Source organism: Microbacterium oleivorans (genome assembly GCF_023715745.1).
GTDB classification, from domain to species: Bacteria; Actinomycetota; Actinomycetes; order Actinomycetales; family Microbacteriaceae; genus Microbacterium; species Microbacterium oleivorans_D.
This window is the reverse complement of sequence record NZ_JAMBOV010000007.1, coordinates 117,268-137,903: the sequence shown is the minus strand read 5'-3', so window position 1 is coordinate 137,903 and position 20,636 is coordinate 117,268. Positions and strand designations below refer to the sequence as shown.

25 protein-coding genes are annotated in these 20,636 nt (G+C 70.5%); 22 read left to right on the top strand and 3 right to left on the bottom strand.

Annotation, left to right across the window (positions count from 1 at the left end; genetic code table 11):
• Window positions 1-19 precede the first annotated feature (19 nt).
• Genes M3190_RS15140 through M3190_RS15130 form a run of 3 tightly spaced genes read left to right on the top strand, consistent with a single transcriptional unit; the run spans window position 20 to window position 1,601 of the window.
• A complete protein-coding gene (locus tag M3190_RS15140) occupies window positions 20-613 on the top strand; it encodes a molybdopterin-dependent oxidoreductase (RefSeq protein ID WP_251583526.1) in 594 nt (197 codons plus the stop codon).
• Entirely contained in the window at window positions 610-1,344 is a 735-nt protein-coding gene (locus M3190_RS15135) for an FAD-binding oxidoreductase (protein ID WP_251583525.1), read from the top strand. The genes M3190_RS15140 and M3190_RS15135 overlap by 4 nt, the downstream gene beginning before the upstream one ends.
• The gene (locus M3190_RS15130) at window positions 1,341-1,601 is read left to right on the top strand and encodes a DUF6510 family protein (protein WP_251583524.1); all 261 of its coding nucleotides are present in this window, start codon (window positions 1,341-1,343) and stop codon (window positions 1,599-1,601) included. Before M3190_RS15135 ends, M3190_RS15130 begins: the two co-directional genes overlap by 4 nt.
• A gap of 6 nt (window positions 1,602-1,607) precedes the next feature.
• Here M3190_RS15130 and M3190_RS15125 read toward each other — a convergent pair whose 3' ends face one another.
• Entirely contained in the window at window positions 1,608-2,036 is a 429-nt protein-coding gene (locus M3190_RS15125; protein WP_251583523.1) for a BLUF domain-containing protein, read from the bottom strand.
• A gap of 137 nt (window positions 2,037-2,173) precedes the next feature.
• Here M3190_RS15125 and M3190_RS15120 point away from each other — a divergent pair, with 137 nt between their 5' ends.
• The 9 genes from M3190_RS15120 to M3190_RS15080 are packed head-to-tail and all read left to right on the top strand — an operon-like array spanning window position 2,174 to window position 9,498.
• The gene (locus tag M3190_RS15120) at window positions 2,174-2,506 is read left to right on the top strand and encodes a DUF3140 domain-containing protein (RefSeq protein WP_251583522.1); all 333 of its coding nucleotides are present in this window, start codon (window positions 2,174-2,176) and stop codon (window positions 2,504-2,506) included.
• Window positions 2,507-2,550: 44 nt separating this feature from the next.
• Entirely contained in the window at window positions 2,551-3,555 is a 1,005-nt protein-coding gene (locus M3190_RS15115) for a metal ABC transporter solute-binding protein, Zn/Mn family (RefSeq protein WP_251583520.1), read from the top strand.
• Window positions 3,552-4,364: a metal ABC transporter ATP-binding protein gene (locus tag M3190_RS15110; RefSeq protein ID WP_251583512.1), complete on the top strand. Its 813-nt coding sequence runs from the start codon at window positions 3,552-3,554 to the stop codon at window positions 4,362-4,364. The genes M3190_RS15115 and M3190_RS15110 overlap by 4 nt, the downstream gene beginning before the upstream one ends.
• Window positions 4,361-5,260 (top strand): metal ABC transporter permease, encoded by a 900-nt coding sequence (locus M3190_RS15105; RefSeq protein WP_251583511.1) that lies wholly within the window; start codon window positions 4,361-4,363, stop codon window positions 5,258-5,260. The genes M3190_RS15110 and M3190_RS15105 overlap by 4 nt, the downstream gene beginning before the upstream one ends.
• 9 nt (window positions 5,261-5,269) lie before the next feature.
• Entirely contained in the window at window positions 5,270-5,683 is a 414-nt protein-coding gene (locus tag M3190_RS15100; RefSeq protein WP_251583509.1) for a Fur family transcriptional regulator, read from the top strand.
• Window positions 5,673-6,704, top strand: coding sequence for a permease (locus tag M3190_RS15095; protein WP_251583507.1), 1,032 nt, complete (start codon window positions 5,673-5,675; stop codon window positions 6,702-6,704). The genes M3190_RS15100 and M3190_RS15095 overlap by 11 nt, the downstream gene beginning before the upstream one ends.
• Before the next feature lie 4 nt (window positions 6,705-6,708).
• Window positions 6,709-7,455 (top strand): TIGR03943 family putative permease subunit, encoded by a 747-nt coding sequence (locus M3190_RS15090; RefSeq protein ID WP_251583548.1) that lies wholly within the window; start codon window positions 6,709-6,711, stop codon window positions 7,453-7,455.
• Entirely contained in the window at window positions 7,445-8,833 is a 1,389-nt protein-coding gene (locus M3190_RS15085) for a hypothetical protein (RefSeq protein ID WP_251583505.1), read from the top strand. The genes M3190_RS15090 and M3190_RS15085 overlap by 11 nt, the downstream gene beginning before the upstream one ends.
• On the top strand, window positions 8,830-9,498 hold the full coding sequence (locus M3190_RS15080) for a DNA-3-methyladenine glycosylase (RefSeq protein ID WP_251583503.1): 669 nt from the start codon (window positions 8,830-8,832) through the stop codon (window positions 9,496-9,498). Before M3190_RS15085 ends, M3190_RS15080 begins: the two co-directional genes overlap by 4 nt.
• A gap of 9 nt (window positions 9,499-9,507) precedes the next feature.
• Here the strand turns inward: M3190_RS15080 and M3190_RS15075 are convergent, their stop codons facing one another.
• Window positions 9,508-10,383: a LysR family transcriptional regulator gene (locus M3190_RS15075; RefSeq protein WP_251583502.1), complete on the bottom strand. Its 876-nt coding sequence runs from the start codon at window positions 10,381-10,383 to the stop codon at window positions 9,508-9,510.
• Between the two features lie 82 nt (window positions 10,384-10,465).
• On the opposite strand from M3190_RS15075, the gene M3190_RS15070 reads away from it, so the two are divergent.
• The 9 genes from M3190_RS15070 (at window position 10,466) to M3190_RS15030 (ending at window position 18,042) form a co-directional block, all read left to right on the top strand.
• Window positions 10,466-11,713: an MFS transporter gene (locus M3190_RS15070; protein ID WP_251583500.1), complete on the top strand. Its 1,248-nt coding sequence runs from the start codon at window positions 10,466-10,468 to the stop codon at window positions 11,711-11,713.
• Window positions 11,714-11,811: 98 nt separating this feature from the next.
• Entirely contained in the window at window positions 11,812-12,450 is a 639-nt protein-coding gene (locus M3190_RS15065; protein WP_251583498.1) for a HEAT repeat domain-containing protein, read from the top strand.
• Window positions 12,451-12,623: 173 nt separating this feature from the next.
• On the top strand, window positions 12,624-12,860 hold the full coding sequence (gene rpmB, locus M3190_RS15060; protein WP_018187658.1) for a 50S ribosomal protein L28: 237 nt from the start codon (window positions 12,624-12,626) through the stop codon (window positions 12,858-12,860).
• Window positions 12,860-13,030, top strand: a complete 171-nt coding sequence (gene rpmG, locus M3190_RS15055) for a 50S ribosomal protein L33 (RefSeq protein WP_005051772.1) — start codon at window positions 12,860-12,862, stop codon at window positions 13,028-13,030. Before rpmB ends, rpmG begins: the two co-directional genes overlap by 1 nt.
• 4 nt (window positions 13,031-13,034) lie before the next feature.
• Window positions 13,035-13,340 (top strand): 30S ribosomal protein S14, encoded by a 306-nt coding sequence (rpsN, locus tag M3190_RS15050; RefSeq protein ID WP_064002676.1) that lies wholly within the window; start codon window positions 13,035-13,037, stop codon window positions 13,338-13,340.
• Between the two features lie 85 nt (window positions 13,341-13,425).
• Window positions 13,426-14,460, top strand: coding sequence for an alpha/beta hydrolase (locus tag M3190_RS15045; protein ID WP_251583495.1), 1,035 nt, complete (start codon window positions 13,426-13,428; stop codon window positions 14,458-14,460).
• Between the two features lie 22 nt (window positions 14,461-14,482).
• Complete coding sequence (locus M3190_RS15040) at window positions 14,483-15,418, top strand: alpha/beta fold hydrolase (protein ID WP_251583493.1); 936 nt, start codon at window positions 14,483-14,485, stop codon at window positions 15,416-15,418.
• 271 nt (window positions 15,419-15,689) lie between these two features.
• Window positions 15,690-15,968 carry an HU family DNA-binding protein gene (locus tag M3190_RS15035; protein ID WP_064002669.1) on the top strand — a complete coding sequence of 93 codons (279 nt, stop codon included), beginning with the start codon at window positions 15,690-15,692 and terminating at the stop codon, window positions 15,966-15,968.
• A gap of 82 nt (window positions 15,969-16,050) precedes the next feature.
• On the top strand, window positions 16,051-18,042 hold the full coding sequence (locus tag M3190_RS15030) for a cytochrome c oxidase assembly protein (RefSeq protein WP_251583491.1): 1,992 nt from the start codon (window positions 16,051-16,053) through the stop codon (window positions 18,040-18,042).
• Between the two features lie 6 nt (window positions 18,043-18,048).
• Here the strand turns inward: M3190_RS15030 and M3190_RS15025 are convergent, their stop codons facing one another.
• Entirely contained in the window at window positions 18,049-19,188 is a 1,140-nt protein-coding gene (locus tag M3190_RS15025; RefSeq protein WP_251583490.1) for a hypothetical protein, read from the bottom strand.
• Window positions 19,189-19,232: 44 nt separating this feature from the next.
• Between M3190_RS15025 and M3190_RS15020 the strand changes: the two genes are divergently transcribed.
• Window positions 19,233-20,615, top strand: coding sequence for an ATP-dependent DNA helicase (locus M3190_RS15020; protein ID WP_251583488.1), 1,383 nt, complete (start codon window positions 19,233-19,235; stop codon window positions 20,613-20,615).
• Window positions 20,616-20,636: the final 21 nt, after the last annotated feature.

The following is a 20,636-nucleotide window of genomic DNA, read 5'->3' as shown; positions in this document are numbered from 1 at the left end:
GACGCGGTAGGCATCTCCCATGGCGGTCATCAATCGCGGGTTCGGCGGTCGGCGAGGTACGAGCGATCCCCGGCTCCCCCCGGGTCAGACGCTCGTCGACGACTGGCCCGTCCTCACGGCCGGCCCCACCCCCGACATCCCTACCGACGAGTGGTCGTTCACGATCACGACCGAGACGGGTGCTCAGCATCGCTGGGACTGGGGCACCCTCCACGACCTGGGGGTGGAGGACGTGGTCACCGACATCCACTGCGTCACCCACTGGTCACGCCTCGGGATGCCGTGGCGCGGTGTCTCGGTGGATCGGCTCTTCGAGGAGGTCGAGACCTCCTACGACTTCGTGATGGTGCGCACCCACGACGGGTACACCACCAACGTGCCCCTCGACGATCTGCTCGAAGGACAGGCGTGGATCGCGACGGAGGCGGACGGCGAGCCCCTGACCGCCGAGCACGGCGGTCCGGCGCGACTGCTCGTCCCGCACCTCTACTTCTGGAAGAGCGCGAAGTGGGTCGCCGAGATGCGGATGATGCCCACCGACGAACCGGGGTTCTGGGAGCAGAACGGCTACCACCTGCGCGGCGATCCGTGGCGCGAGGAACGCTACTGGTGACGGAGCGGTTCCGCGCGGGATGGCACGTAGGTCGCGTGGTCTCCCGCCGCCGCGAGACCGCCTCCGCGGTCCGTCTCGAGATCGAGGTCCCCACCTGGCCGGGGAACCACGCGGGCTCCCATCTCGACATCCGCCTGACCGCACCCGACGGGTATCAGGCGTCGCGGTCCTACTCGATCGCGTCGTCGGGCCGGAGCACCCGGGTCGTCCTCGCAGTCGACGAGGTGCCCTCGGGCGAGGTCTCGCCCTACCTGGTCCACGACCTCGTCGAGGGCGACGAGCTGGAGGTGCACGGGCCGCTGGGGCGCTATTTCGTCTGGATCCCGGACGACCCGGACCCCGCGCCGGTGCAGCTCATCGCGGGCGGCTCCGGTGTGGTCCCCCTGTTCGCGATGGCCGCCGCACGGGAACTCGACCCGCAGGGACCGGACTTCCGACTGCTCTACTCGGTCCGGACTCCCGACGACGTCTTCTTCGCCGATGAGATCGCCGCACTGACCAGGACGGGCGTCGACATCGTGCACACGCGTCGAGCGCCCGCCGCAGCGGCGCATCCTCCCGGGCGGCTGACCGCGGAGGCCCTCTCCGCGTCGATCTTCTCCGCAGCGGCGACGCCGAGGATCTACGTCTGCGGACCGACCCCGTTCGTCGAGGCGGTCGCCGGCTGGCTCTCGCAGCTCGGCCACGACCCCGTCCGCATACGCACCGAACGCTTCGGAGGGAACGGATGACGCACCTCGACGGGAATGCTCTCGCCGGCACCTTCGCCGACGCCCTCGGTTCCGAGTTCATCGACGCACTCGGACAGTGCGCGGGATGCCGACATCGCGCCGTCCTCGCGAAGGCCCACGCCTACGTGACCGAAATGGGCGCCGTTGCCCGCTGCGAGGAGTGCAACGGGGTCCTCGCGGTCATCGTGCAGACGGAGACGGAGGTGCTCGTCAACCTGTCCGGGCTGGCGAACATGTCGATCGCCCGCGGTGAGTGAGCCCGGTCAGTCCGCGGCTTGGGTCGCCTTGCCGTGGAACCAGCCGCCGAGGGCGTCCGCCGACTCGCGGGTCGACGCGTCGCCGTCCGCAGCCTGGAGGGCGTCGACGGCGCCGTCTGATCCGTCGCCGGGCGCCGTCGGCTCATAGCCCATCGACCACGCCGCGTACTTGCGCTCGCTCGTCTGCTCGTCGAGCAGCACGCGCACGTCGGTGTGGCGCGGATCGCGGCCGATGCGCTCGAGGAGCGCGCGGACGGAGGCATCCGGTCCTTCGAGGATCTGGATGAAATCGAGGTCACGGTAGACCAGCATCCCCGTGATGCCGTCGCGCGCGTTGTTCGCGCGGCTCTCAGTGAGCAGCTCGACGAGGCGATCGTGGTCGAACGGCTCGACGGCACGGCTCGCGTAGACGATGAAGGTCAGCTGGTCGGTCATGCTCGAGCTCTCCGGGGCGGTGACGGGTAGGCGGATGCGGTGCCGCCGGGTCCGATGACAGTAACACCCGGTGAGGGCTGGATCCGCCTCTTGCGCAAGCCCTTGCTGATGCGCCAAGGGATGCGGAGACTCCCGCCATGAGCGATGACGAACAGCAGCAGATCCAGAAGGACTTCGACGATGCCGTGAACATGACCGCGGCGGAGATCGAGAAGTGGCTCGACACCGACGAGTCGAAGAGCGTGGGGCAGAAGTCGGGCGGTGGCGAGTCGACCGGTCACGCCTCGGGCCGGCGCATCGTGACGATCCTCCGGAAGAAGAAGGACGACCGCACAGACGCGGACTACGCGCACATGAAGAAGGTGCACGGATACGTCGCCCGCCACTCCAAGCAGCGTCCGAAGGGAGATGTCGAGGACACCGACTGGCGTTACTCGCTCATGAACTGGGGTCACGACCCGCTCAAGTGACGACGATTTGAGAACGATTATCAACACCGCGTAGACTGCGGGACATGACCTCTCGTGTGCCCGCACTGCTCGCCCTCTCCGCCGGATCGGTCCTCGTCCTCGCGGGGTGCGCGACGTCGACGGCACCGGCGGCGGGTGAGAGCGACCGCCTCACCGTCGTCGCATCCACCAACGTCTACGGCTCGCTCGCGGCGGCGGTCGGCGGCGACGACGTCGAGGTGACCTCGATCATCGACTCGCTGTCCCAGGACCCGCACTCCTACGAGGCCTCGGCCCGCGATCAGCTCACCGTGTCGCAGGCCGACCTCGTCATCGAGAACGGCGGCGGGTACGACGCGTTCCTGGACGGGTTGATCGAGGCGACCGGCACGAAGGCGCCCGTGATCACCGCCGTCGAGTACTCGCACGACTACCCCGGCAACGAGGGTCACTCCGACGAGGCGCACGCCGAGGACGACCATGCCGAGGGAGAGGAGCACGACCACGCCGAAGACGACGACCACGCGGGTCACGATCACATCGAGGGCTTCAACGAGCACGTCTGGTACGACCTGCACACGATGGAGCACGTCGTCGAGGACATCGCCCATGAACTGGGTGAACTGGATGCCGCGAAGGCCGACACCTTCGAGGCGAACGCGAAGACGCTCATCGACGGTATCGCCGGTCTCGAAGGCTCCCTCGAGGCGATCAAGACCGACCACGCGGGTGAGAAGGTGTTCGTGACAGAGCCCGTTCCGCTGTACCTCGCGGCAGCGGCCGGCCTCGAGAACGCCACTCCGGAGGCCTTCAGCGAGGCCGTCGAAGAGGGGCAGGATGTCCCGCCGGCGACCATGCTCGAGGCCACGGACATCCTCGACTCGGGCGAGGTGCGCACCGTCATCGTCAACGCGCAGACCGGCGGCGCCGAGACCACCGAGGTCGAGAACCTCGCGGCGAAGAACGACATCCCCGTGCTGCAGTTCACCGAGCTGCTGCCCGAGGGGCTGACCTACGTCGAGTGGATGCAGCAGAACATCGACGAGCTGGCCGGTAGCCTGACTCGGTGACCCGGCCCCATGACATCCCCCTCCGCATCCGGGGCGCCGCGCTCCGCCGCGGCGGGCGGGAGCTCTGGAGCGGCCTCGACCTCGACGTCCAACCCGGCGAGCTGATCGCCGTACTCGGACCGAGCGGCTCGGGCAAGACGACTCTGCTTCGCGCGATCCTTGGGCTCGAGGACCTCAGCGAGGGAACCGTCGAGGTGGACGGCACACGCGTCCACCGCGCCGGCAACCGGGGGATCGGCTACCTGCCGCAGACCCGTCCGCTTCCGCGCGACACGGCGCTGCGCGGTCGCGATCTCGTCGCCCTCGGCGTCAACGGCCATCGCTTCGGCCCGCCGATCCCGCGCCGCAGAGATCGGCAGCGGGTGGATCAGCTCCTCGCCGAGGTCGGGGCGACCGAGTTCGCCGACCGTCCCGTCGGCATCCTCTCCGGCGGGGAGCAGCAGCGACTGCGCGTGGGGCAGGCGCTCGCCGACGACCCGCGACTGCTGCTGTGCGACGAGCCCCTGACGAGTCTCGACCTCGCCAACCAGCAGGCCGTCGTCGGGCTCATCGATCGACACCGCCGCGGCGGCGCCGCCGTCCTGCTCGTCACCCACGACATCAACCCGCTGCTGGGCAAGGTCGACCGCATCCTCTACATCGCGAACGGTCGCTTCACGCTCGGGAAGCCGAAGGACGTCCTCACGTCGCCGGTGCTCACCGACCTCTACGGGGCGCCTGTCTTCGTGCTGCGGGCCGGCGACCGCCTGGTCGTCGTCGGCGCGCCCGACGCCGAGGCGTCCCACCACCATCACGAGGACCACGCATGAACTGGGACGACATCTCGGACGCCATGTTCGGCGGTCTGCCGGTGTACGGACAGATCCTCGCGCTCGTCCAGAACTCGGTGTGGGCGGGGGCGGTGCTCGGCCTCGTCGGCGGACTGATCGGCGTCTTCGTCCTGCAGCGCGACATGGCCTTCGCGGTGCACGGCATCAGCGAGCTCTCGTTCGCGGGGGCCGCCGCAGCCCTGCTGATCGGGGCCGACGTGGTCACCGGGTCGATCGTCGGCTCGATGATCGCCGCCGCCCTCATCGGGTGGCTCGGCGCGCGGGCGCGCGACCGCAACTCGATCATCGGGGTGCTCATGCCGTTCGGCCTGGGCCTCGGCATCCTCTTCCTCGCCCTCTACGACGGTCGCAGCGCGAACCGCTTCAGCCTGCTTACCGGCCAGATCGTCTCGGTGCAGTCCGATCAGCTGACCTGGCTGATCGTCATCTCGGCGGTCGTGCTCGTCGCGCTGCTGATGATCTGGCGGCCGCTGCGCTTCGATTCGCTCGACCCGCAGTCCGCGGCCGCGCGCGGCGTCCCGACCGGCCTCATCTCCCTCGCCTTCATGCTGCTGCTCGGCCTCGCCGTAGCGGTCGCGGTGCACATCATCGGTGCGCTCCTCGTCCTCGCGCTCCTCGTGACGCCGGCGGCGGCAGCCTCTCGCATCGCGCATGGGCCCGTCGCGGTGCCGCTGCTCGCCGCCCTCTTCGGTGTGGTCTCGGCTGTCGGCGGCATCCTGCTCGCCGTCGCGGGTACCCTTCCCGTGAGCCCGTACATCACGACGATCTCGTTCCTCATCTATCTCGTCTGCCGCGTCGTCGGCGATCGTCAGGGGCGAGTCCAACGGATCGATGCCGCCCGCGGCACCCAGGCCGCCGCCAGGACGCGGGCGTAGAATCCGGCCATGGCCCAGCGCAACACCTGGCAGCGCGAGCGCGTGCGCTCGGCGCTGTCCGACGCCCCGGGGTTCGTCAGCGCCCAGGACCTGCACGCCGCACTGCGCGACGAGAACACGGGCATCGGGCTGGCGACCGTCTACCGCGCGCTCGCCACACTCGCCGCCAGCGGCGAGGCCGACCAGCTGCAGTCGCCCGACGGCGAGGCGATCTATCGCGCCTGCGCCAGCACCGGGCACCACCACCACCTCATCTGCCGGGTCTGCGGCAAGGCGGTCGAGATCCAGGCGGACGAGGTCGAGACCTGGGCCAAGCGCATCGCCGCCGCGAACGGGTTCACCGACGCCGAGCACGTGGTCGACATCTTCGGCACCTGCGCGGACTGCGCGCGCCGGGCGGCATCCGAGGCCCGTGCGGACTGAGGCCCGCCCCGCGGCCCCGCGTGCGACGTCGACCTCCCGTGCAGGGTCGGCCGGTCGCGGCGCGCTGTGGCTGGGGCTCGGATTCCTCGCCGTCCTCGCACTGATCGGGGTCGCCCTCTGGAGCCCGTCACCCGAGCTTCCGACCCGGGCTCAGGACGGCCTCACCCTCGCGCTCAGCGTGCTCATCGAGTCGTTGCCGTTCGTCGTGCTCGGCGTCATCCTGTCGATCGTCGTGCAGGTGTGGGTCCCGCCGGGCGTGATCGAGCGGTGGATGCCGCGCAATCCCTGGGGCCGGCGGGCCGTGCTGTCGCTGCTGGGCATGCTGATCCCGGTCTGCGAGTGCGGCAACGTCCCCTTCGCCCGCGGTCTCATGATGCGGGGCTTCTCGGTGGCCGAGACGCTGACGTTCCTCGTCGCCGCCCCCATCGTCAACCCGATCGTCATCATCACGACGCACCAGGCCTTCGGGTTCGACGACGGCATCCTCGTCGCCCGGCTGCTCGGCGGCTACCTCATCGCGAACGTGATCGGATGGCTGTACAGTCGGCATCCCGATCAGGACGCCCTCGTCACCGATCGCTTCCGCGACGCGTGCCTCGCGGAGCAGGGCGCGTCGGGTGACAGGGGTCGACGCAGCCTCGCACAATTCGTCGTCGAGCTGCGCGCCGTCATGCCCGCGCTCGTCATCGGGTCGTCGGTCGCGGGGGCCGTGCAGGTCGTCGTTCCGCGCGACGTCCTGCTGTCGATCGGCTCGAACCCGGCACTGTCGATCGCCGCGATGATCCTGCTCGCGATGATCGTGTCGATCTGCTCGAACGTCGACTCGTTCTTCGCGCTGTCGTTCGCCTCGACCTTCACCCCGGGTGCCATCGTCGCGTTCCTGCTGGTGGGACCGCTCGTCGACGTGAAGATGCTGGCGCTCCTGCGTACGACCTTCCGCTCCCGCGTGCTCGGTGTGCTCGTGGCGGCCGTCGTCCTCGCGGCCGCCGCGATCGGAGGGGTGGTGAACCTCCTTGCGTGACACGATCTGGTTCCGGATGCTGGGCGTCGGCGCCGTGGCATCCATCTCCGCTGTGACCATCGCGCTCGCGGTCACCGGTCGACTCGCGCTCTACATCAACCCGGACTCGTCCTGGTTCGCCGTGTCGATGGCGGTGCTCGCCCTCGTCGGTGTCGTCCTGAGTTTCCTGCTGCCGCTCGGTGCGGCCGAGGATCACGGTCACGACCACGGCGACGAGTCGGCGCACGACCATGACCACGGGACGTCCTCCCCGCGGCGGATCGCAGGCACCGTCGCGACGACCGCGGGTGGCGTGCTCGCGCTCGGCGTCGCGGGCACCATGCTCGTCGTCCCGCCGGCGACCCTCTCCGCCGAGCTCGCCGCCTCGCGCGACACCGGCGCCGCGCCCCTGTTCCAGGGCGCCGACACCGTCGCGCTCGCGATCACGGGCGACACCGCGTCGTTCGGCATCGGGGACTGGGCGAGCGTGTTCGCCACGGCGACCGATCCGGAGGTGTTCGACGGCACGGAGATCTCGCTCACCGGCTTCGCCGCGCCCGGCGACGAGGGCTTCGACCTGACCCGCCTCATCATCACGCACTGCGTCATCGACGCTCAGCCGGCGAGCCTGCCGGTCGCGACGGGCGAGATCCCGAGCGACGGCCAGTGGGTCACCGTCACCGGCACCATCCGCGACGTGGACGGGCAGCTGCGGGTGGATGCGGCATCCGTCGAACCGATCGACGAGCCCGAGGACCCGTATGAGTTCTGACGGCCGCCGCGCCCAGCGCCGTCGACGCCTGGCCCGCGGGTTCTCGCTGCGCGTCCTGGCGGTCGTCGCGGTGCTCGGTGTCGTCGCGGTGGCTGCGGGCGTCGTGACCACGCTGCAGGGACCGCGGGTCACCTCGGTGCAGTCCGACGCCGCGGCCGCGGTCTCGTCGGCGGGTTCGCGCCTGATCTTCGAGACCACGCAGTCGCTGCAGCAGGTGGATGCCGCTCAGGTCACCGTGACCCCGGCCGCCGCGTTCACGGTCGACACCTCGGGCCGCAGCGTGGGTCTCCGCTTCACCGATCCGCTCTGGGACGAGACCACGTATTCGATCCGGATCGACGGGCTCGCAGGCGTGGGCGGCGGGCCCACCTCGACGATCGAGGAGTCGTTCACGACGCCGAAGCTGAACGCGTTCGTCCTGCAGCGGGGCGAGGCGGCCGACAAGATCTACCGCGTCGACCTCGCGGGCGACGCGACCGAGGTGTTCGCGTCCGACCACATCGAGGACTTCCGCGCGACGGCGGGTCACCTCGTCGTCTCGACGCTCGAGGACGGGGTCTCGCGCCTCATCGTCACCCGGGCAGACGGCTCGCACCCGCAGGAGCTCGCCCTGCCCGGCGCGGGGATCGTGACCAATCTGCAGAGTGCGGAGCGCGGCAACACGATCGGGTACACCTTCACGGATGCCGACATCTCGGCATCCGGCGGACGCGAGAGCCTCCTGTTCACCGGGTCCACGGCGGACCCGACCGCGAAGCCCGCCGAGATCGCGGTGACCGGCGCGGATCCCCGGGTCGAGGACTGGCGGTTCGTGCCCGGGACCGACAGCATCCTCATGCTCACCTTCGACGGTGCGCTGAGCCTCGTCTCACCGTCAGGCGGCGCTCCCGTCGAGCTCGGGAACGCGATCGGGATCGACGACATCGCCGGGACGACCGCGTACATCGAGCGGGTCGCCGGCCCTGCCGTGGTCGATCTGACCACGGCAGACGAGAAGGCGCTCCCCCCGACCTCCGCGAAGCTCGGGCAGACCGGATCGGTGACCGCGCTCGCCGACGGCTCCACGCTGCGCGCCCTGACCCCCTTCGACGGGATGACGCCGCTGGCGACGACGATCACGCGAGTGGATGCCGACGGTGCCGCCACCCCGGTGGCCGAGGTCGCCCCGACCGACGGCCTGCTGCAGACCTGCGTGGCGCCGAGCGGTCGGTACGCAGCCCTCGTCGTGGCGCCCGACGTCGTCGACAACACCTATGACGGGTACACGCTGCCGCTGCCCACGACGCTCGAGACCCGGATCTACACGCTCGACGGCGCGCAGGTCGTGGTGCTGCGCGGGTTCGACGTGTCGTGGTGTCGCAAGGCGCCGTCGCTGTGAGCGGCCTCGTCCCCGCGACGCGCGAGGCGTTGCAGGCCCTCCCGGCCGAGGTGGCCCCGACTCTGCTGGGCGGGGAGCTGCAGGTGACGACGGCGACCGGCGCCGTGACCGTCCGGATCACCGAGGTCGAGGCGTACCACGGCCGGGGGACCGGCGCGTTCGCCGACCCGGGCTCGCATGCCCGAATGGGGCCGACCGCCCGCAATGCGACGATGTGGGGCGAACCCGGTCACCTGTACGTGTACCTGAGCCACGGCATCCACTCGTGCGTCAACGTCGTCTGCGGACCCGAGGGTGTCGCCGGCGGAATCCTGCTGCGCGCGGGCGAGGTCGTCGAGGGTGCGGACGTCGCGCATGTCCGCCGGCCCGCCGCGCGCCTCGCGCGGGACCTCGCCCGCGGGCCCGGCCGGCTCGGCGATGCGGTGGGACTGCGGCATCCGGTGCACGACGGCATAGACGCCGTCACGGGGGCGGACCGGGCCGGTGCACGTGCGCGGCTCTTCCTGCGCGCCGAGCCGCTCGACCAGATCGCGACCGGACCGCGGGTCGGGGTCGCGGGTGTCGCGGGGACGGACGCCTTCCCCTGGCGCTTCTGGATCCCGGGCGACCCGACCGTGTCGGCGTTCCGCTGGGGACGCGGCGCGCGGGAGGCCGCCGGCGGCTGACGGGGCGACCTACGCCGACTGTTTCGCGACGATGGCGTCGAGCAGCGCGCGCACATGCGGGCGCCGCGCCGCGCTGCGCCCCGCGGTGAGCGAGACGGTCCACGGCGGCACGGGGTCCGACAGCGGCACCGTGACGCAGCCCGCGGTGTCGACGACGTCGGGGACGACGGCGACACCGAGGCCTGCCGCGACGTAGCGCGGCACATCGGGCAGTTCGCCGAGCTCGGCCGAGACGCGCCTACTGATGCCGCGGCGCGCGAGCTCGGTCTCGAGCTGCACGCGGTTGCCGTACCCGGGAAGCACATCGACCCAGTCGTCGCCCGCCAGATCGGCAAGGGCGATCGCGCGGTCTGCGGCGCGCTGGTGATCCGGCGGCAGCAGGGCGACGTACGGGTACGCGCCGAGCTCCCACGCGCTCATCCCGGGCGGGGGAGTGACGGCCGTCAGCGCGAGATCGAGCCGGTCGCGCTGCAGGTCGTCGAGCAGACCGACCGACCCTGTCGGCGATACGCTCAGCCGGATGTCGACGAGCGGATGCGACCGGCGGAAGTCGCCGAGCAGGCCCGGGAGGTCGATGATCCGCAGTCCCGCGAACGTCCCGATGCGGATGCGGCCGCGCAGCCCCGTTCCGGACTCGCCGGCCACGAGGCGCACGGCGGCGAGGTCGTCGAGCACCGTCCGTGCGAGGGGCAGCAGCGTCTCGCCGGCCGGCGTCAGCTGCACCGCCTTCGTCGTGCGGTCGAGCAGCCGCACGCCCAGGTCGCGCTCGAGGCTCTGCAGTCCCGCCGACACCGTGGATTGCGCCGCGAAGAGCCGAGCGGATGCCGCGGTCACACTCCGCTCGTCGGCGACGGTCACGAAGTACTCGAGCAGACGGGTCTCCATTCCGCGATCATAGAGCGCGTCGATGATCACCTTCGACAAGATTCGTTGGACTCGATGCAACGGTGCGGCGCATCATCGACGCATGACCAGCACGATCGACATCCGTTCCCTCGCGACCCCGCCCTTCACGGCGCAGCGACCCCGCCGGCTGTCGCACCGGACGGGCTTCTGGGTCACCGCCGCGACCTTCTTCTCACTGATGGCGTTCAACACCGTTCCGACCCCGCTGTACGCGGTGTATCAGGAGCGCGACGGGTTCCCGACGTTCCTCATCACCGTGATGTTCGCGGCGTACTCGGTCGGCGTGATGATCTCCCTTTACCTCGCCGGGCACCTCAGCGACCGCATCGGACGCCGCCCGCTGATCCTCGCGGCCACCGGGATCGAGATCGTCGCGGCCGTCATGTTCGTGCTGTGGCAGGACACCGCGGGGATCATCGCCGCTCGCCTGGTCGCCGGACTCGGCATCGGCATTCTCACGGCGTCGGCGACCGCCCACCTCGCCGACCTGCGCCGCGCGCACCGACCCGACAGCCCCGCGTTCGCGGCGACGGTGGCGGGCATCGCCAACATGGGCGGTCTCGCGGTCGGGCCGCTCGTCGGCGGCGCCTTCGCCGAGTTCGCGCCGGCACCGCTCGTCCTGCCGTACGTCGTCTTCCTCATCGCCTTCCTCGGTCTGGGGCTCGCCTACGTGCTCGTGCCCGAGACGGTCGAGCGGCCTGAAGAACGATTCCGCTACCGGCCCCAGCGTGTGCGCATCCCCGCCGATGGCCGCCGCGCGTACTGGGCCGCGGGCATCGCCGCGTTCGCCGCGTTCGCGGTGACAGGTCTGTTCGGCTCTGTCGCGCCGACATTCCTCGCCCGCATCCTGGGGCAGACCGATCGTCTCGTCGCCGGTGCGGTCACGTTCTCGGTCTTCGGAGCGGCGGCGCTCGCGCAGGTCGTGTTCGCACGCTTCGCGATGCGCGATCAGCTGCGCATCGGCGTCGGCGCCATGGTCGCGGGACTGATGCTGCTCGGCGCCGCCGACCTCATCGGGTCGGGTGTGCTCTTCGTCACCGGCGGTGTCGTCGCCGGGGCCGGCGTCGGCCTGCTCTTCCGCGGCGCACTGGCGATCGCCGGCTCCCTCGCCGATCCGCGCACGCGCAGCGAGATCACCTCGGGCATCTTCCTGCTCGCCTTCGCGGGCATGACCGTCCCTCCGCTCGCGGTGGGCGCGGCGCTGCTCGTCGTGCCGCTGGTCCCGGTGTTCCTCACGTTCGTCGTGCTCGTCCTGGCGCTGACCGCGTGGGCGGGGGCGGTCGTGCTGCGCGAGAGCGCCGCGCGCTGACCCGGTTGCCCGACCGGCGAGGGAACACGCGCAGGCGCCTCGCCGTTAGGGAGATGGTGGGATGCCGCATCCCGCCCGACCCCGTGAGGTGATCCCCCATGACCGACGCTCCGATCGACGCCGCCGCCCGGCTCGAGGCCGCCCTCGCGTCTCTCGATCCGTCGTCGCGCGTGCAGGCCGCGATGACGGCAGGGACTCACCCGCGGTCGGAGTACATCCCGGTCCTGGTGGCGCAGTGCCGCACCGAGCCGCAGTTCCTCGTGCGCGAAATGCTCACATGGGCCCTGACCCGGCACGACGCCGACGAGGTGCTCGACCGCCTGATCGGCGAGCTCGGCTCCCGCGGCGCGCAGGTGCGCGCGCAGGCGCTGCACACGATGTCGAAGATCGGCGGCCCGCGGGTGTGGCCCGCCGTCACGACCGAACTGCTGACGGATGCCGACGACACCGTCGCGCGCACCGCGTGGCGGACCGCGGCGCGGCACGTGCCGGCAGCCGAGGCATCCGCTCTGGCCGATGTGCTGGCGACGCAGTTCGCCCGCGGCGAGGACGACACCCGCCGGAGCCTCAGCGAGGCATTCGCGACGATCGGGGAGCCCGCGCGTCCGCAGGTGGACTGGGCGCTCGCGACCGGCGGTCCGTACACGCGGGCACACGCCGCGGTAACCGCCCGGCTCATGGACGACCCCGAGGTGACGTTCGCCGAGGCCGTCGTCGCGGTGGCCGAATCCGCCTGAGTCAAGGCGACACGCCCGGCCGTGCTAGACTGACTCTTCGTCTGCGCGCACTCCAGCACGCAGTTCGCATCCCACCTCCAGAAGACGGCTCTACAGCCGTGTCCGGGAGTGGGGTGCAGACAAGGGATCTTGGGTGAGGCCGTCCGGCCTCACGGTACTAAGGAGACATCACTATGGCAGCAGTGTGCCAGGTGACTGGAGCAGTTCCCGGCTTCGGTCACAACATCTCGCACTCGCACCGCCGGACGAAGCGCCGCTTCGACCCGAACGTGCAGAAGAAGACCTATTTCGTTCCTTCGCTTGGTCGCAAGATCACGCTGAACGTCTCGGCTAAGGGCATCAAGGTCATCGACGCCCGCGGCATCGAGTCGGTCGTGAAGGACCTCCTCGCGAAGGGTGTGAAGCTCTAATGGCGAAGAAGGCTCAGGACGTCCGTCCGATCATCAAGCTGCGTTCGACCGCCGGCACGGGGTACACCTACGTGACGCGCAAGAACCGCCGCAACAACCCCGACCGCATCGTGCTCAAGAAGTACGACCCGGTGATCCGCAAGCACGTCGAATTCCGAGAGGAGCGCTGATCTCATGGCCAAGAAGAGCAAGATCGCGCGCAACAAGCAGCGTGAGGTCGTCGTCGCTCGCTACGCCGAGAAGCGTGCCGAGCTGAAGAAGACCCTCGTCGACCCGAACGCGACCGACGAGGCCCGCGAGGCCGCCCGCGTCGGCCTGCAGAAGCTCCCCCGCAACGCGTCGCCCGTGCGCCTGCGCAACCGCGACGCCATCGACGGACGCCCCCGCGGCCACCTGTCGAAGTTCGGCATCTCGCGTGTCCGCTTCCGCGAGATGGCGCACCGTGGCGAGCTGCCCGGTGTCACCAAGTCGAGCTGGTAAGCGACAGCATCCGTATGAAGCCCCCGTCCTCGGACGGGGGCTTCGTCGTTCCCGGGGCTACGCTCGAACGGTCGAGGGGAGCACCATGCCGCTGGATCCGTTCTTCCGCGAGCGGCTGCGCACGCACCGCCGCTACCTCGCCAAGAAGGCGTGGACCGACCTGACCGCACGGTTCCGCGCCGAGCCCGCGGCATCGGCCGCATCCGGCGCGGCGAAGCCGGCGCAGAGGCCGCTCACTCCGCGCGAACGTCACCGGCATGCGGCGCTGAACTGGGACCGCATGGAACTGCGCACGGCCGGGATCGCCGGCCCCGACATGGAGACGACGGAGCACACCGTGCCGGTCGAGGGGTACCCGGACGTCCGCATCCGCGTCTACCGCCCGTCCGCCGCCGACCGGAACGCACCCGCGTGCCTCGTCATCGGCGGCGGCGCGTTCCGCATCGGCGGCATCGACTATCCGACGGCGGATGCCGCGTGTCGCCGTCGGGCAGATCGCTCCGGTGTCGTGCTCGTCGCCGTCGGGTACTCGCTCGCCCCCGAGCACCGCTACCCGACGCAGATCGAGCAGGTCCACGCGGCGTGGGCGTGGCTCCACACGCACGCGGAGGAGCTCGGCCTCGATCCGGACCGCATCGGCCTGAACGGTGCGTCGGCCGGGGGATGCCTCGCAGCATCCCTCACCCTCCTCAACCGCGACCGCGGAACGCGGCAGGCGACGCTGCAGATCCTCGAGGTGCCGGTCACCGACCTGACCGGCCGGTGGATCGACCTCCGCGCGACGTACGCCCTCGGCATCCCGGCGTTCATCGCGCTGCGCGAACTGCGCTCGGTCGCCCGCACCTACCTCGGCGACCGGTCGCGTGCGCACGAGCAGTACGCGTCGCCCATGCGAGCGGCCTCGCACGCGGGACTCCCGCCCGCCGTCATCCTCACCGCCGAGTACGACCCGCTGCGTCGAGACGGCGCGATGTACGCCGCGAAGCTCCGCGACGCCGGGGTCGACGCGAGCGCGACGCGCTACCTGGGCGTGACGCACGACACCCCTCTGTACGTCGGCGCCCTCCCCGCCGCCCGCCGCTGGGAGGACGACGTCGTTGCGGCTCTCCGCCGCATCTGACCCGCCTGGTAGCGTGCCCGACGTGCACCCGCCGATCGAGCCCCACACCTCCGCGATGCTCGAGCGACCCGATGGCGCTCGCCTCCACTACGAGATCTCCGGCTCCGACTCCGGACGCGCGGCTCTCTACCTGCACGGCGGTCCCGGGGGCAGCCTCGGCAAGGGCGGCTACCGTCGCGTGTTCGACCCCGAGCGGTACCGCATCGTCGGCCTCGATCAACGCGGATGCGGCGCCAGCACGCCCTGGGCCATCGACGACCTCGAGAACCTCGACACCAACACCACCCCCGCGCTGATCGCCGACATCGAGGCACTCCGCGAGCACCTCGGGATCGATCGCTGGCTGCTCTACGGCGTCTCATGGGGGTCGACCCTCGCCCTCGCCTACGCGCAGCACCATCCCGAGCGGGTCAGCGAGATCATCCTGCTCGCCGTCACCGCGGGTGCGCGCGACGAGATCGAATGGATCAGCGACGGCGTCGGACGCATCTTCCCCGAGGCCCGCGCCAGACTGGGTGAGCTCGTCCCGCCCGGGGAGCGGGTCGTCGACGCCTACGCACGGATGCTGCGCGACCCCGACCCGGCGGTCCGCACCCGCGCCGCCGACGCCTGGGACGACTGGGAGGCGGCGCACATCGGCCTCTCGCCCTGGGCCGGACCCGGCCCCCTGCACGACGACCCGCGCATGCGGGAGAACTTCGCCACCCTGGCGACTCATTACTGGTCCCAGGACTGCTTCCTCGACATCCCGATCCTCGAACGAATGGACCGGCTCGCCGGCATCCCGGGCGTCCTCATCCACGGTCGTCTCGACGTCAGCGGCCCCGCCATCACGCCGTGGCTGCTCCACCGCGCGTGGCCGGGCAGCAGGCTTCACGTCCTCGAGGACGAGGGACACGGCGGAACCGGGTCCGCGCAGGTCGCCTGCGATGCCGCGGATGAGTTCGCGCGCGGCTGACCTCGGGATGCGATGACGGATGCCGTCCGCACGACGGCGTCGAAATGCAACCCCCTCCGCGGAAATCCGCGGAATCACGCCGAATCGGCAACATCAGCCTCAAAAACCCCTCCTGACACGCGACACGCCGGTCGATTACGGCCGAGATGACCGAAGATCCGCGGAATTCCGGGGTTCGTGGGTATATTCGGGACCGGTCGCAACGACCAACCGGCGGAATCCCGTCGGTCCGAGTAACTGAAGACGGCGATCCGCCGTCTGGAGGAGCACCATGGCCATCACCAAGACCGAACTCGTCGCCAGCATCGCCAGCGCCACCGGCGAGAGCCAGGCCACCGTCTCGCGCGTCGTCGACGGCCTGTTCTCGTCCGTCTCCGAGGCTGTCGCCAAGGGCGAGAAGGTCTCGATCCCGGGCTGGATCGCGTTCGAGCAGGTCGAGACCTCGGCTCGCACCGGCCGCAACCCGCAGACGGGTGCCGAGATCAACATCCCCGCAGGCAAGCGCGTCAAGGTCAGCGCCGGCTCGAAGCTCAAGGCTGCCGTCAAGTAAGACGCTGCAGACGAACGAAGGGGGATGCCGCGAGGCATCCCCCTTCGGCGTTCCCCCACCCGCCCGCGCGTAGGCTTGACGGGTGAACCCCCGCGCTCTTCGCCTCGCCGGCCCGGCGATCCTTGCGGGCGCCGGTCTGGTGGCGCTCCTGCTGGGGCTCGCCTACGGAGGCGGGGCCGCTCCGCTCGTCATCGCCGACCCGGGACCCGTTGTGCGCTGGGGCCTTCCGGTTGCGGAACTGGTCGTCAACCTCTCGGCGGCCCTCCTCGTCGGCTCGCTGGTGCTCGCGGTGTTCGCGTTCGCAGCGGGCACGAGGGAGTTCGATCTGGCGCTGGATGCCGCCTCCGCAGGCGCCGCGATCCTCACCGTCTCGGCGGGCACGACCGCCTACCTCACCTTCCTCAAGGTGATCCCGGCGCGGCCGAGCGCGGACGCGGCCTTCGGCGAGCAGCTCGGCCGCTTCCTCGTCGACACCGACCCGGGCCGCGCGTGGCTCATGACCACGGTGGCGGCCGCGGCGCTGACCGTCCTCGCCTTCGCCGTGCGCGGATGGCTCGCGACGCTGCTCGTCACGATCCTGGCGATCGCGGCGATGGTGCCCATGGCGACCGCCGGTCACACCGGCAGCGAGGCCAACCACAACTCGGCTGTGACGTCGCTCTCACTCCACATCGTCGCGGCCGCCGCCTGGCTCGGCGGGCTGTTGCTGATCGTGCTGCTGCGCCCGATGCTGTCGCGCGAGAAGCTCGTCGTCGTGCTGCAGCGCTACTCGAGCATCGCGCTCGCCGCCTTCGTCGTCGTCACCCTCTCCGGCGTCGCTCGCGCCCTCATCGGCCTGGTCACCCCCGCCAACGTCTTCTCGCCCTACGGCGCGCTCGTCATGGTCAAGGTCGGTGCACTGCTCGCCCTCGGCGTGCTCGGTGCGATCTATCGACGCCGGCTCATCGCCGGCATCCGCGACACCGCCGTCGCCGCCCGGTTCTGGACCCTCGTCGCCCTCGAGGTCGCCTTCATGGGCATCGCCTCGGGCGCCGCGGTCGCGCTCTCGCTCACCCCGCCGCCGGTCGACACCACGATCCCGACCGACGCGACTCCTGCCGAGGTGCTCACCGGCTCGCCGCTGCCTCCCGAGCTCACCCCGCTCCGCTTCCTCACGACGTGGGACGTCGACCTCCTATGGGCCTTCGCCGTCGGCTTCGGCCTCTTCTTCTACCTGGCGGGTGTTCGCCGCCTCCGGGCCCGCGGCGACAAGTGGCCGATCGGTCGCACCGTCCTGTGGGTGACGGGCCTGCTGCTCCTGCTGTACGTGACCTGTGGCCCGGTGAACGCCTACCAGGACTACCTGTTCAGCATGCACATGGTGGGCCACATGCTGCTGTCGATGGCGATCCCGATGTGCCTCGTCTTCGGCGCCCCCGTGACGCTCGCCTCGCGCGCGATCCGCAGGCGTGACGACGGCACCCGCGGCGGTCGGGAGTGGATCCTCTGGGCCGTGCACAGCCCGTACGCGAAGATCATCACGCATCCGCTCGTGGCGGCGGCGCTGTTCATCGTGTCGCTGTGGGCGTTCTACTACACCGACATCTTCCGGTGGACGCTCTACGACCACCTCGGCCACGAATGGATGGTCCTCCACTTCCTCACGGTGGGGTACCTGTTCGTGCTCTCGCTCGTCGGCATCGACCCCGTGCCCTACCGGCTGCCCCACCCCGGCCGGCTGCTGACCCTCATCGGTGTCATGGCCATGCACGCGTTCTTCGGCATCTCGATCATGATGTCGTCGGGCCTGTTCGTCGCGGAATGGTTCGGCTCGATGGGACGCACGTGGGGTCTCGATCCGCTCGCCGATCAGTACACCGGCGGCGGCATCGCCTGGTCGATCGGCGAGATCCCGACCCTCATCCTCGCGATCGTCGTTGCCGTGCAGTGGAGTCGGTCCGATGAGCGGCGGCAGCGCAGCAGCGACCGCCACGCCGACCGCAGCGGGGACGCCGAGCTCGAGGCCTACAACGCCAAGCTCGCTGAGATCGCGGCGCGTGACGAGCGGAACGCCCGGCGCGAAGCGGCGCGCTGAGCCCGGTCAGTCCGCGGCCGACACCGCGATCGAGGCGGTGCCGTCGGGCAGGATCGTGATCTTGCCCGTCAGGAAGAACGGGACCAGTTCGGTGACGTCGTAGATCGAGCCGTCGAAGATCGACTGGATCTGCACGTCGATCTTCGCGACCGCCTGGGTGCGGGTGATCGCCCAGCCCGCACCGTCGGGTTCGAGGGTGACGACGGGATTCTCCTCCATCGACCAGGTGGGCGGTTCGACGATGCGGTTGCGCACGTAGTAGCCGAACGGACATCCCGTCGGCTGCAGCACCTTCTGCGTCGCGCACTCCGCGAGGAACGCGTCGACCTCGCGCTGCACGACACCGACGAACTCGTCGGTCGGTTCCGCCTGGAACGAGACCGGGATCTCGGCGAGCGGGGTGTCGGAGAGCACCGCGACTCCCGGGCTCGTTGTCGCCGCGGTGTCGACGGTGATCGAGTACAGGCCGGGTGAGAAGGCGAGCATCGGGATCGGCTCGAGCGGATCGGTGTCCTCTCCGCTCGGCGAGACCTGACGCTTGTCGATCTCGAAGCCGTTCACCTCGAACTGCATTGACCCGCGCACGCCGAGTTCGATGACGGCGAGAGGGCTCTGCGCGAACCGCCAGCGGGGGAGGATGCCGTCCTCGTCCTCATCGCGCTCGACCTCGAACGTCGTCTCGCCGGCGTGACCACCCGCTCGGTAGGTGACGGTGACGGCGACGGTGCCGTCGGCATCCGCCTCTTCCGAGACCGGCTCGACCTCGGACAGCGGCGTCAGCGTGCTGCCGCGCAGGAGTGCGGCGCTGGCGTCGGCCGGGAGTCCCGCGGCGGCGAGGTCCTTCGACGTCGCCGAGACGCCCGGCACGAGCAGGGCGTCGGTGGCGCGGCCGTCGGCGAGCAGGTGCAGGTAGTCGAGCACGAATGCGGTCGGACTGTAGAGCTGACGGTAGAGGACGGCGGATGTCGCGCCTACCGCGCCGAGGAACAGGACGCCGACCACGCCCAGCACGGTCAGATCGAACGCGAGCTTGCGGCGTCGACGGGCGCCGGCGACGGTGGCGGTGCGTGTCGTGGCTGCGGGGGCATCCGGTGCGGGGGCGGGCGCGGCGGCATCCGTCACCGCGTCACCCCCCGCCTGTTCCACAGGCTCAGTCTAGGAAAGCCCGGCTGGTAGCTAGCATTGTTCCGGTGAGCACGCCGCCCCTGTCTCCCGAACAGGACGCGCTCTTCCGCCTCATCGAGGACACCCGCGAGCACGTGTTCGTCACCGGTCGCGCCGGCACCGGCAAGTCGACCCTGCTGCAGCACCTCGCCTGGAACACGGACAAGCAGATCGCCGTCTGCGCGCCGACGGGCGTCGCGGCACTGAACGTCGAGGGTCAGACGATCCACTCGCTCTTCAAGCTCCCGATCGGCCTCATCGCCGACAGCGAGATCGAGCAGACCGACGCCACCCGCAAGATCCTCAACGCGATCGACACACTCATCATCGACGAGGTGTCGATGGTCAATGCCGACGTGATGGACGCGATCGACCGGTCGCTGCGCCAGGCCCGTCGCCGTCGCGCCGAGGCCTTCGGAGGCGTGCAGGTCGTCATGTTCGGCGACCCGTATCAGCTGTCGCCGGTGCCGCCCCGCGGCGACGAACTCCGCTACATCCAGGACCACTACCGCTCGTTCTGGTTCTTCGACGCCCAGGTGTGGGCAGGTCCCCGGGCGGATGCCGGGGCGATCCGCTCGGACGGGCTGCTCGACCTCGGCCGGGTCGGCGCTCCGCTGCACATCGCCGAATTGCGCGACATCCACCGTCAGTCCGACGACGCGTTCAAGACGATGCTCAACGCCGTGCGCCACGGGATCGTGACGGCCGACATCGCGGGTGCGCTCAATGCCGCCGGGGCCCGCAAGCCGCCGGAGCCTGCCGCCGGCGAGGTGCCGATCATCACCCTCGCGACCCGCAACGACATCGTCTCGCGCATCAATCAGCGGCACCTCGACGCGCTGCCGGGGCCCGCCCAGACCGCTCGCGCCGAGATCAGCGGCGACTTCGGACGCGGAGACGCGTACCCCGCCGACCAGGAGCTGCAGCTGAAGGTGGGCGCACAGGTGATGTTCCTGCGCAACGACATCGGCGGGTTCGGTGGCGATGGCCCCCGGTGGGTGAATGGATCGATCGGCACCGTGACGCGGATCGCCGGCGGCACGGTGCGCGTCGAACTCGACGGCGAGGAGCACGACGTCGAACCGACCGTGTGGGAGAAGTTCCGGTACGCCTACGACCCCGGCACCCGCAAGCTCACCCGCGAGATCGTCGCCGAGTACACGCAGTTCCCGCTGCGTCTGGCGTGGGCGGTCACCATCCACAAGTCGCAGGGCAAGACGTACGACCGGGCGATCGTCGACCTGGGCAACGGCGCCTTCGCGCCCGGACAGACGTATGTCGCGCTGTCGCGGCTGACCTCGCTCGAGGGGCTCTACCTGTCGCGACCGCTGCGCCCGGCCGACATCCTCGTCGACCGTGACGTCCGGCGGTTCATGGCCGGCGTCCGGGCGGCGCAGAACGCGGGGTGAGCGGCGGCATCCGTCCGTCGG

What these genes read in the sequence shown, in the direction of transcription:
- M3190_RS15045 (WP_251583495.1), top strand. Translation starts at nt 13,426, where the DNA reads ATGCCGCTGGATCCGTTCTTCCGCGAGCGGCTGCGCACGCACCGCCGC.
- M3190_RS15035 (WP_064002669.1), top strand. Translation starts at nt 15,690, where the DNA reads ATGGCCATCACCAAGACCGAACTCGTCGCCAGCATCGCCAGCGCCACC.
- rpsN (WP_064002676.1), top strand. Translation starts at nt 13,035, where the DNA reads ATGGCCAAGAAGAGCAAGATCGCGCGCAACAAGCAGCGTGAGGTCGTC.
- M3190_RS15075 (WP_251583502.1), bottom strand. Translation starts at nt 10,383, where the DNA reads ATGGAGACCCGTCTGCTCGAGTACTTCGTGACCGTCGCCGACGAGCGG.
- M3190_RS15105 (WP_251583511.1), top strand. Translation starts at nt 4,361, where the DNA reads ATGAACTGGGACGACATCTCGGACGCCATGTTCGGCGGTCTGCCGGTG.
- rpmB (WP_018187658.1), top strand. Translation starts at nt 12,624, where the DNA reads ATGGCAGCAGTGTGCCAGGTGACTGGAGCAGTTCCCGGCTTCGGTCAC.
- M3190_RS15085 (WP_251583505.1), top strand. Translation starts at nt 7,445, where the DNA reads ATGAGTTCTGACGGCCGCCGCGCCCAGCGCCGTCGACGCCTGGCCCGC.
- M3190_RS15100 (WP_251583509.1), top strand. Translation starts at nt 5,270, where the DNA reads ATGGCCCAGCGCAACACCTGGCAGCGCGAGCGCGTGCGCTCGGCGCTG.
- M3190_RS15130 (WP_251583524.1), top strand. Translation starts at nt 1,341, where the DNA reads ATGACGCACCTCGACGGGAATGCTCTCGCCGGCACCTTCGCCGACGCC.
- rpmG (WP_005051772.1), top strand. Translation starts at nt 12,860, where the DNA reads ATGGCGAAGAAGGCTCAGGACGTCCGTCCGATCATCAAGCTGCGTTCG.
- M3190_RS15120 (WP_251583522.1), top strand. Translation starts at nt 2,174, where the DNA reads ATGAGCGATGACGAACAGCAGCAGATCCAGAAGGACTTCGACGATGCC.
- M3190_RS15065 (WP_251583498.1), top strand. Translation starts at nt 11,812, where the DNA reads ATGACCGACGCTCCGATCGACGCCGCCGCCCGGCTCGAGGCCGCCCTC.
- M3190_RS15115 (WP_251583520.1), top strand. Translation starts at nt 2,551, where the DNA reads ATGACCTCTCGTGTGCCCGCACTGCTCGCCCTCTCCGCCGGATCGGTC.
- M3190_RS15125 (WP_251583523.1), bottom strand. Translation starts at nt 2,036, where the DNA reads ATGACCGACCAGCTGACCTTCATCGTCTACGCGAGCCGTGCCGTCGAG.
- M3190_RS15070 (WP_251583500.1), top strand. Translation starts at nt 10,466, where the DNA reads ATGACCAGCACGATCGACATCCGTTCCCTCGCGACCCCGCCCTTCACG.
- M3190_RS15140 (WP_251583526.1), top strand. Translation starts at nt 20, where the DNA reads ATGGCGGTCATCAATCGCGGGTTCGGCGGTCGGCGAGGTACGAGCGAT.